This window comes from Inquilinus sp. (genome assembly GCF_039594555.1).
GTDB lineage: Bacteria > Pseudomonadota > Alphaproteobacteria > DSM-16000 > Inquilinaceae > Inquilinus.
Map to the genome: position 1 here is coordinate 1 of NZ_JBCNNF010000350.1, position 7,245 is coordinate 7,245.

Consider the following 7,245-nt stretch of genomic DNA (forward strand, 5'->3'; position numbering starts at 1 on the left):
CGCCCTGGCCTATCCGGAGGTGAGGCTTGAGGTCTCGACCGAGGACCGTGCCGTCGACCTGATCGAGGAGGGGTTCGACCTGGTGATCCGGGTCAACCCGGATCCGGACGACAGCCTGGTCGGCCGCGCCTTCCTGCATGACCGGCTGGTGGTCGTGGCGAGCCCCGGCCTCGCCCGGCCGGCCGGAGATCTCGCCGCTCCTGCCGTCGTCCGCTCGGCACCCGATCGACGGGCCTGGACCGTGAAGACCCCTGCCGGCCGGGCCATAATCGCGATCGAGCCGGTCCTCGCCCTGTCATCGCTCATGATGGTCCGGGATGCGGTGCGGGCCGGCGTTGGTGTCGGCCGCCTCCCCGTGTCGCTCGTGAGCCATGATCTGGCCGACGGCTCGCTGGTGCATTGGGGCGACGTCGAAGGTCCCGACATCGCCCTGTGGGCCCTCTATCCGTCCAGGCGGCTGCTCAGCGCCCGGGTAGCGGCATTTCTAGACCATCTGAAGCAGGCATTTCCCATGGGAACGCCCGAGGAACTGGCCGCCTATATCGGCAGGTGACGGCCGCAGGACTGATGATCGAGCCCCGGCGCGAACGATGACAGCGGCGGCTAGGAACCCAGCCCACCGGCCTTCTCGATGAACGCTGCGATCTCGGCCACGCCGTCGCCGCCGCGCACCCGGGCGAAGACGAAGGGGCGGTCGCCGCGCATCTTGCGGGCGTCGCGGTCCATCACCTCGAGCGAGGCGCCGACCAGCGGCGCCAGGTCGGTCTTGTTGATCACCAGCAGGTCCGACCGGGTGATGCCCGGCCCGCCCTTGCGCGGGATCTTGTCGCCGGCCGAGACGTCGATGACGTAGATGGTGATGTCGGCCAGCTCCGGGCTGAAGGTGGCGGCCAGATTGTCGCCGCCGGATTCGATCAGCACCAGGTCGAGGCCGGGGAAGCGGCGCCGCATCTCCGCCACCGCCGCCAGGTTGATCGAGGCGTCCTCGCGGATCGCGGTATGCGGGCAGCCGCCCGTCTCCACCCCCAGGATGCGGTCGGAGGACAGCGACCCGGCGCGGTTCAGGAACTCCGCATCCTCCTTCGTGTAGATGTCGTTGGTGATGGCCGCGATGTCGTAGCGGTCGCGGAAGGCCTTGCAGAGCGCGTCCATCAGCGCCGTCTTGCCGGAGCCGACGGGGCCGCCGATGCCGACGCGCAGGGGTCCGTTCTGGGTCATGTGCGGAACAACCTCGTATACTGGGTCTCATGCTGCATCGATGCGATGTCGGCGGCGACGGCCAAGCCGCCGCAATGGCTGAAGGGGTCACCGTCCGGCAGGGCCGCCGCCCGGGCCGCGGCCGTCTCCACCGCCGGCATCAGCGCGGCGATGGCGCGCTGGCCGTCGGTCTGGCCCAGCGGCACCAGGCGCTGCGCCGCCGACACCAGGTTGGCGGCGATCGCGTGCAGGAAGGCGGTCAGCGCCGGGGCCAGGGCGATACCGTGGCCGGCGACGCAGGCGGCGACCGCGACCGGATAGGCGACGCTCTCACCGATTCGGGCGGCCAGCCGCTCCAGCCCCGGCACCGGCCAGGCGGATCGCGAAATGGCCAGGAAGGCGGTGCCCTGGGCCAGGGTCTCGACCTGCCGCTCGCGCGAGGCCGCCAGCGCGGCGGCGAGGTCGGCGATTTCGGCCAGCCGGTCGTCGTCGCCGGCCGCGGCGGCACGATGGGCGTGGACGAACAGCACGGCGTCGTTCCAGCCGGCGCCGCTGGCCAGCGCATCCTCGATCCAGGCGACCAGGCCCGGCCTGTCGGTCACCCAGCCGGCCTCGTTCGCCCATTCCAGCCCGCTGGAATGGCTGAAGGCGCCGACCGGGTAGGACGGTGATAGCCAAGCCATCAGCCGATACAGCGCCGGGTCAGCCATGCGAATGCCCATGGACGGCGCCATGGCCATAGGCGCCGCCCTCCGGGTCGAAGGGCGCCTCGACGGCGGTGACCGTGCCGCCGAGGCCTTGCACCATCTCCTCGATCACATGGTCGGCGCGGATACGCAGCGCGTCGGGCAGCAGCTGGGTCGGCAAATGCCGGTTACCGAGATGCCAGGCGATGCGGATCAGCTCCGCCTGGCTGCCGGCGCGGATCTCGACCAGCCGCTCCGGTGCCGCCGCGACCAGGACCAGGCTCGCGTCTTCGCCCCTGAGCGCGTCGCCATGGCGCAGATGCGCCGCCTCGGACAGATCGAGCAGCACCACCGTCCCGGCCTCGCCATAGAGCACGATGCGGCGGCGGTGGCGGGAATCGTAGTCGAGGACGACGCGATCGGAGACGACAGCCGGGTCGAAGCGGCCGGCCGGGACGACGGCGGTGAAGCGCTTCATGGCACTTGCCATTTGCTGTCATTGCCGGGCTTGACCCGGCAATCCAGGGGCCACCAAGAACCGCTCTGGCTGCCCCTGGATCCTCGGGTCAAGCCCGAGGATGACAGTGAAAGAATGGTCGGCTTCACATTGGCCTCAGAACAAGAAGTACCGCTGCGCCATCGGCAGCACCGCGGCCGGTTCGCAGGTCAGCAGCTCGCCATCGGCGCGGACTTCGTAGGTCTCGGGGTCAACCTCGATCACCGGCGTCGCCGAGTTGTGCACCATGTCGGCCTTGCCGATGCCACGGGTGTTCTCCACCGCCACCACCTCTCGCGCTAGGCCGAGGCGCGGCCCGATGCCGTCCTCCAGCGCCGCCTTGGACACGAAGGTGAGGGCCGAGGCCGCCATCGCCCGGCCGAAGCCGCCGAACATCGGGCGATAGTGCACCGGCTGCGGCGTCGGGATCGAGGCGTTGGGGTCGCCCATCAGCGCCATCGAGATGGTGCCGGCCTTCAGCACCAGCTCCGGCTTCACCCCGAAGAAAGCCGGGTCCCACAGCACCAGATCGGCCAGCTTGCCGACCTCGACCGAGCCGACATGCCGCGACAAGCCCTGCGCGATCGCCGGGTTGATGGTGTATTTCGCGACATAGCGCTTGACCCGGACATTGTCGTTCTCGCCGGGCTCCTGCGCCAGCCGGCCGCGCTGGACCTTCATCTTGTGCGCGGTCTGCCAGGTGCGCAGGATCACCTCGCCGATCCGCCCCATCGCCTGGCTGTCCGACGAGATGATCGAAAAGGCGCCGAGGTCGTGCAGGATGTCCTCGGCGGCGATGGTCTCGCGCCGGATCCGGCTCTCGGCGAAGGCCACGTCCTCCGGGATCCCGGCATCCAGGTGATGGCACACCATCAGCATGTCGAGATGCTCGTCGAGCGTGTTGACGGTGAAAGGCCGGGTCGGATTGGTCGAGGACGGGATGACGTTGGCCAGCCCTGCCACCCGGATGATGTCCGGCGCGTGGCCGCCGCCGGCGCCTTCGGTGTGGAAGGCATGGATGGTGCGGCCCTTGAAGGCGGCGATGGTGTCCTCGACGAAGCCGCTCTCGTTCAGCGTGTCGGTGTGGATCATCACCTGGATGTCCATCGCGTCGGCGACGGACAGGCAGCAGTCGATCGCCGCCGGGGTGGTGCCCCAATCCTCATGCAGCTTCATCGACGAGGCGCCGGCGCGGATCTGCTCGACCAGCGCATCCGGCCGGCTGGCATTGCCCTTGCCGGAGATGGCGAGGTTCACCGGCAGCCCCTCCGCCGCCTGCAGCATGCGGGCGATGTGCCACGGGCCTGGGGTGCAGGTGGTGGCCTTGGTGCCGGTGGACGGGCCGGTGCCGCCGCCGACCAGGGTGGTGACGCCGGCGGCGATCGCCTCCTCCACCTGCTGCGGGCAGATGAAGTGGATGTGGCAGTCGATGCCGCCGGCGGTCAGGATCTTGCCCTCGCCGGCGATGATCTCGGTGCCCGGGCCGATGACGATGTCGACGCCGGGCTGGATGTCCGGGTTGCCGGCCTTGCCGATCCGGGCGATGCGGCCGTCGCGGATCGCCACATCGGCCTTGACGATGCCCCAGTGGTCGAGGATCACGGCGTTGGTGATGACGGTGTCGGCAGTGCCTTCGGCGCGTGTGGCCTGGCCCTGGCCCATGCCGTCGCGGATCACCTTGCCGCCGCCGAACTTGACCTCCTCGCCATAGACCGTGTGGTCGCGCTCGATCTCGATGATCAGGTCGGTGTCGGCCAAGCGCAGCCGGTCGCCGGTGGTCGGGCCGAACATGTCGGCATAGGCGGCGCGGGAGATGGAAACGGGCATATCGGCCTCCTCAGCCCTTGACCGGATCGAGCGGCCCCATGACCGCCTGGCGGAAGCCGATCGCGACGCGCGCGCCGGAAAGGGCGACCAGCCGCACCTCGCGGCTCTGCCCCGGCTCGAACCGCACCGCGGTGCCGGAGGCGATGTCGAGGCGTCGCCCCCGCGCCTTGTCCCGGTCGAAGGACAGGGCGGGATTGGTCTCGAAGAAATGGTAGTGGCTGCCGACCTGCACCGGCCGGTCGCCGGTGTTGGCCACGGTCAGGACGATGCTGTCGCGCCCGGCGTTCAGCTCGATCTCGCCCTGTGCCGGCAGGAGTTCGCCCGGGATCATCGGCAGTTCCTCCGGGCAGCAGCTAACCCACCCCTGTCATTGCCGGGCTTGACCCGGCAATCCAGAAGATGTCGAGACCCTCTGGATGCCCGGGTCAAGCCCGGGCATGACAGTTGAGAGGGAGAGAAACCGAGCATCTCCATCCTCCTCACCGTATCGGCTGGTGGACGGTCACCAGCTTGGTGCCGTCGGGGAAGGTGGCCTCGACCTGGACGTCGTGGATCATCTCGGCGATGCCCTCCATCACCTGGTCGCGGGTCAGCACCGTAGCGCCGGCGGCCATCAGATCGGCCACCGAGCGGCCATCCCGCGCCCCTTCGGTGACGAAGTCGGAGATCAGCGCCACCGCCTCCGGATAGTTCAGCTTCACGCCACGCTCCAGCCGCCGGCGCGCCACCATCGCGGCCATGGCGATCAGGAGCTTGTCCTTCTCCCGCGGGGTCAGGTTCACGGAGACTCCTCCCAGTGCTTCTTCAACATTGCCAGACGCGCGGCAGCGGGCGCCCGGCCCGCAGGATGCCGAGCGCCGAGATCAGGTCGCGCCGCAGCACGGCGCCGTCCGGCGCGGCGAAGCGGGCGACCAAGAGGCCGTTCCAGGCGCTGGCGCCGGCCAGCCCCCCGGCCCCGGCCAAGGCCGCGCGCAGCGGGTCGATCAGATCCTGCGCCTCGGGCGCCGCGAACAGCAGCGTCGCCACCGCCCGGGCGCCGCGGCCGAGGCCCGGCCGGTCCAACGCCGCCGCCGGGTCGCCGTCGACCGCCAGCGCATCGGCATAGACCAGGCGGCCGTCGCGGCGGATCCGCCAGGCGTCGCGCAGCGTGCCCTGGCGCACCGCCTCACCCATCGCCGCCCGGCCGAACACGATCGCCTCGACCCCGAGGAAGCGGGCATCGCCGCGCAGCTCGACCTGCAGATCGCGGTCGAGCCGGGCGCGGTCGAACAGGATGGTCTCCTGCGGCAGCCATTCCGCCGTGGCGCCGGGCTCGACCACCAGCCGCGTCTCGATCCCCGCCGCGTCGCCGAGCGAGCGGTAGATCCGCTCCGCCGCCTGCCCCGCCACCGTCGCCGCCGTGCCCTCGCCCCAGCGGACCGCCTGCTGCAGCCGGTCGCCGCCGGTCAGCCCGCCGGCCGTGTTCAGCAGCACGGCGCCGGTGAAGGCCCCCGCCTCGCGCCGCGGGAACCGCGCCTTGGCGCAGCCCTCCTGGAACAGGGCGGCCAGCACCGTCTCCGCCCCGCGCCGCTTGAAGCCGAGCTCCAGCCGGCCGCGGGCGCGCGCCAGCGGCACGGGCAGGATCGTCGGCTCCGCGAGGGCCGGCGGCTCAGACCGTAAGGTGACGACGGACGCTGTCTTCATCGAGCGCGGTCTTGTCCCCGTCCACCACGACCTCGCCGCGATCCAGCACGACGAGACGCTGGCCCAGCGCATGGGCGAAATCGAAATACTGCTCGACCAGCAGGATCGCCATGGTGCCGCGGTCGCGCAACATCGCGATGACGCGCCCGATATCCTTGATGATCGAAGGCTGGATGCCCTCGGTCGGCTCGTCCAGGATCAGCAGGCGCGGCCGGGTCACCAGGGCCCGACCGATGGCGAGCTGCTGCTGCTGCCCGCCCGACAGGTCGCCGCCGCGCCGGCCGAGCATCGATTTCAGCACAGGGAACAGTTCGAAAATCTCCTCCGGCACCCGCCGCTCGCGCCGCGGCAGCACGGCGAATCCCGTCTCCAGATTCTCCTTCACCGTCAGCAGCGGGAAGATCTCGCGCCCCTGCGGCACGAAAGCGATACCGCGCCGCGCCCGCTCCGCCGTCGGCAGGCGGGTGATGTCCTCGCCCTCCCACAGGATCTTCCCGGCCGCGACCGGCTGCTGCCCGACGATGGCGCGCAAGGTGCTGGTCTTGCCGACGCCGTTGCGGCCGAGCAGGCAGGTCGCCTGACCAAGCCCGACGCCGAGCGAGACCCGCCGCAGCGCCTGGGCCGCGCCATAGAACAGATCGATGCCTTCGACGCTGAGCATGCCCTAGCGCCCCAGATAGACGTCGATGACGCGCGGATCGGCGCTGACGGCGTCGAGTGGCCCTTCCGCCAGCACCGAGCCTTCGTGCAGCACCGTCACCTTGACGTCGAGGGCGCGGACGAAATGCATGTCGTGCTCCACCACCACCACGGAGCGGGTCTTGTTGATCTCACGCAGCAGGATCGCCGTCTCCTCGGTCTCGGCATCGGTCATGCCGGCCACCGGCTCGTCCACCAGCAGCAGCGCCGGCTCCTGCGCCAGCAGCATGCCGATCTCCAGCCACTGCTTCTGGCCGTGCGACAGCGCCCCGGCCAGGCGGTCGCGATGCGCCGTCAGCTTGGTCGTCTCCAGGATCTCGCCGATCCGCTCCGCCGTGTCGGGGCGGGGCCGGCCGAACAGCAGATTGGTCGGCGATCGCGGGCCGGCCAGGGCGAGGATGAGGTTGTCCCCGACCGTGTGACTGTCGAACACCGTCGGCTTCTGGAACTTTCGTCCAATGCCGAGGCCCGCGATCGCCGTCTCGTCCAGCCGGGTCAGGTCGTGGGTGCCGCGGAACAGCGCCTCGCCCTGGTCCGGCCGGGTCTTGCCGGTGATGACGTCCATCATCGTGGTCTTGCCGGCCCCGTTCGGGCCGATGATCGCCCGCATCTCGCCCGGCTCGATCACCAGCGACAGGGCGTTGAGCGCCCGGAACC

The 7,245-nt window shown here is 70.5% G+C and carries 10 protein-coding genes; 1 reads left to right on the top strand and 9 read right to left on the bottom strand.

Features of this window, described 5'->3' with window-relative positions:
- On the top strand, positions 1–553 hold a 553-nt coding region (locus ABDW35_RS27975; protein ID WP_343717137.1), incomplete at its 5' end, for a substrate binding domain-containing protein.
- 50 nt (positions 554–603) lie between these two features.
- Here the strand turns inward: ABDW35_RS27975 and ureG are convergent.
- The 9 genes from ureG to urtD form a co-directional block, all read right to left on the bottom strand.
- Positions 604–1,218 (bottom strand): urease accessory protein UreG, encoded by a 615-nt coding sequence (gene ureG, locus ABDW35_RS27980; protein WP_343717138.1) that lies wholly within the window; start codon positions 1,216–1,218, stop codon positions 604–606.
- Complete coding sequence (locus ABDW35_RS27985) at positions 1,215–1,907, bottom strand: urease accessory protein UreF (RefSeq protein WP_343717139.1); 693 nt, start codon at positions 1,905–1,907, stop codon at positions 1,215–1,217. The genes ureG and ABDW35_RS27985 overlap by 4 nt, the downstream gene beginning before the upstream one ends.
- Complete coding sequence (locus ABDW35_RS27990) at positions 1,900–2,361, bottom strand: urease accessory protein UreE (RefSeq protein WP_343717140.1); 462 nt, start codon at positions 2,359–2,361, stop codon at positions 1,900–1,902. The genes ABDW35_RS27985 and ABDW35_RS27990 overlap by 8 nt, the downstream gene beginning before the upstream one ends.
- 135 nt (positions 2,362–2,496) lie before the next feature.
- On the bottom strand, positions 2,497–4,206 hold the full coding sequence (locus tag ABDW35_RS27995) for an urease subunit alpha (RefSeq protein ID WP_343717141.1): 1,710 nt from the start codon (positions 4,204–4,206) through the stop codon (positions 2,497–2,499).
- A 10-nt stretch (positions 4,207–4,216) separates the two neighbouring features.
- Positions 4,217–4,537 carry an urease subunit beta gene (locus tag ABDW35_RS28000; RefSeq protein WP_343717142.1) on the bottom strand — a complete coding sequence of 107 codons (321 nt, stop codon included), beginning with the start codon at positions 4,535–4,537 and terminating at the stop codon, positions 4,217–4,219.
- Between the two features lie 148 nt (positions 4,538–4,685).
- Positions 4,686–4,988, bottom strand: a complete 303-nt coding sequence (locus ABDW35_RS28005; protein WP_343717143.1) for an urease subunit gamma — start codon at positions 4,986–4,988, stop codon at positions 4,686–4,688.
- Positions 4,989–5,010: 22 nt separating this feature from the next.
- Positions 5,011–5,889, bottom strand: a complete 879-nt coding sequence (locus tag ABDW35_RS28010) for an urease accessory protein UreD (RefSeq protein ID WP_343717144.1) — start codon at positions 5,887–5,889, stop codon at positions 5,011–5,013.
- Entirely contained in the window at positions 5,855–6,550 is a 696-nt protein-coding gene (gene urtE / locus ABDW35_RS28015) for an urea ABC transporter ATP-binding subunit UrtE (RefSeq protein ID WP_343717145.1), read from the bottom strand. The genes ABDW35_RS28010 and urtE overlap by 35 nt, the downstream gene beginning before the upstream one ends.
- Before the next feature lie 3 nt (positions 6,551–6,553).
- A partial coding sequence (urtD, locus tag ABDW35_RS28020) for an urea ABC transporter ATP-binding protein UrtD (protein ID WP_343717146.1) occupies positions 6,554–7,245 on the bottom strand: 692 nt, incomplete at its 5' end.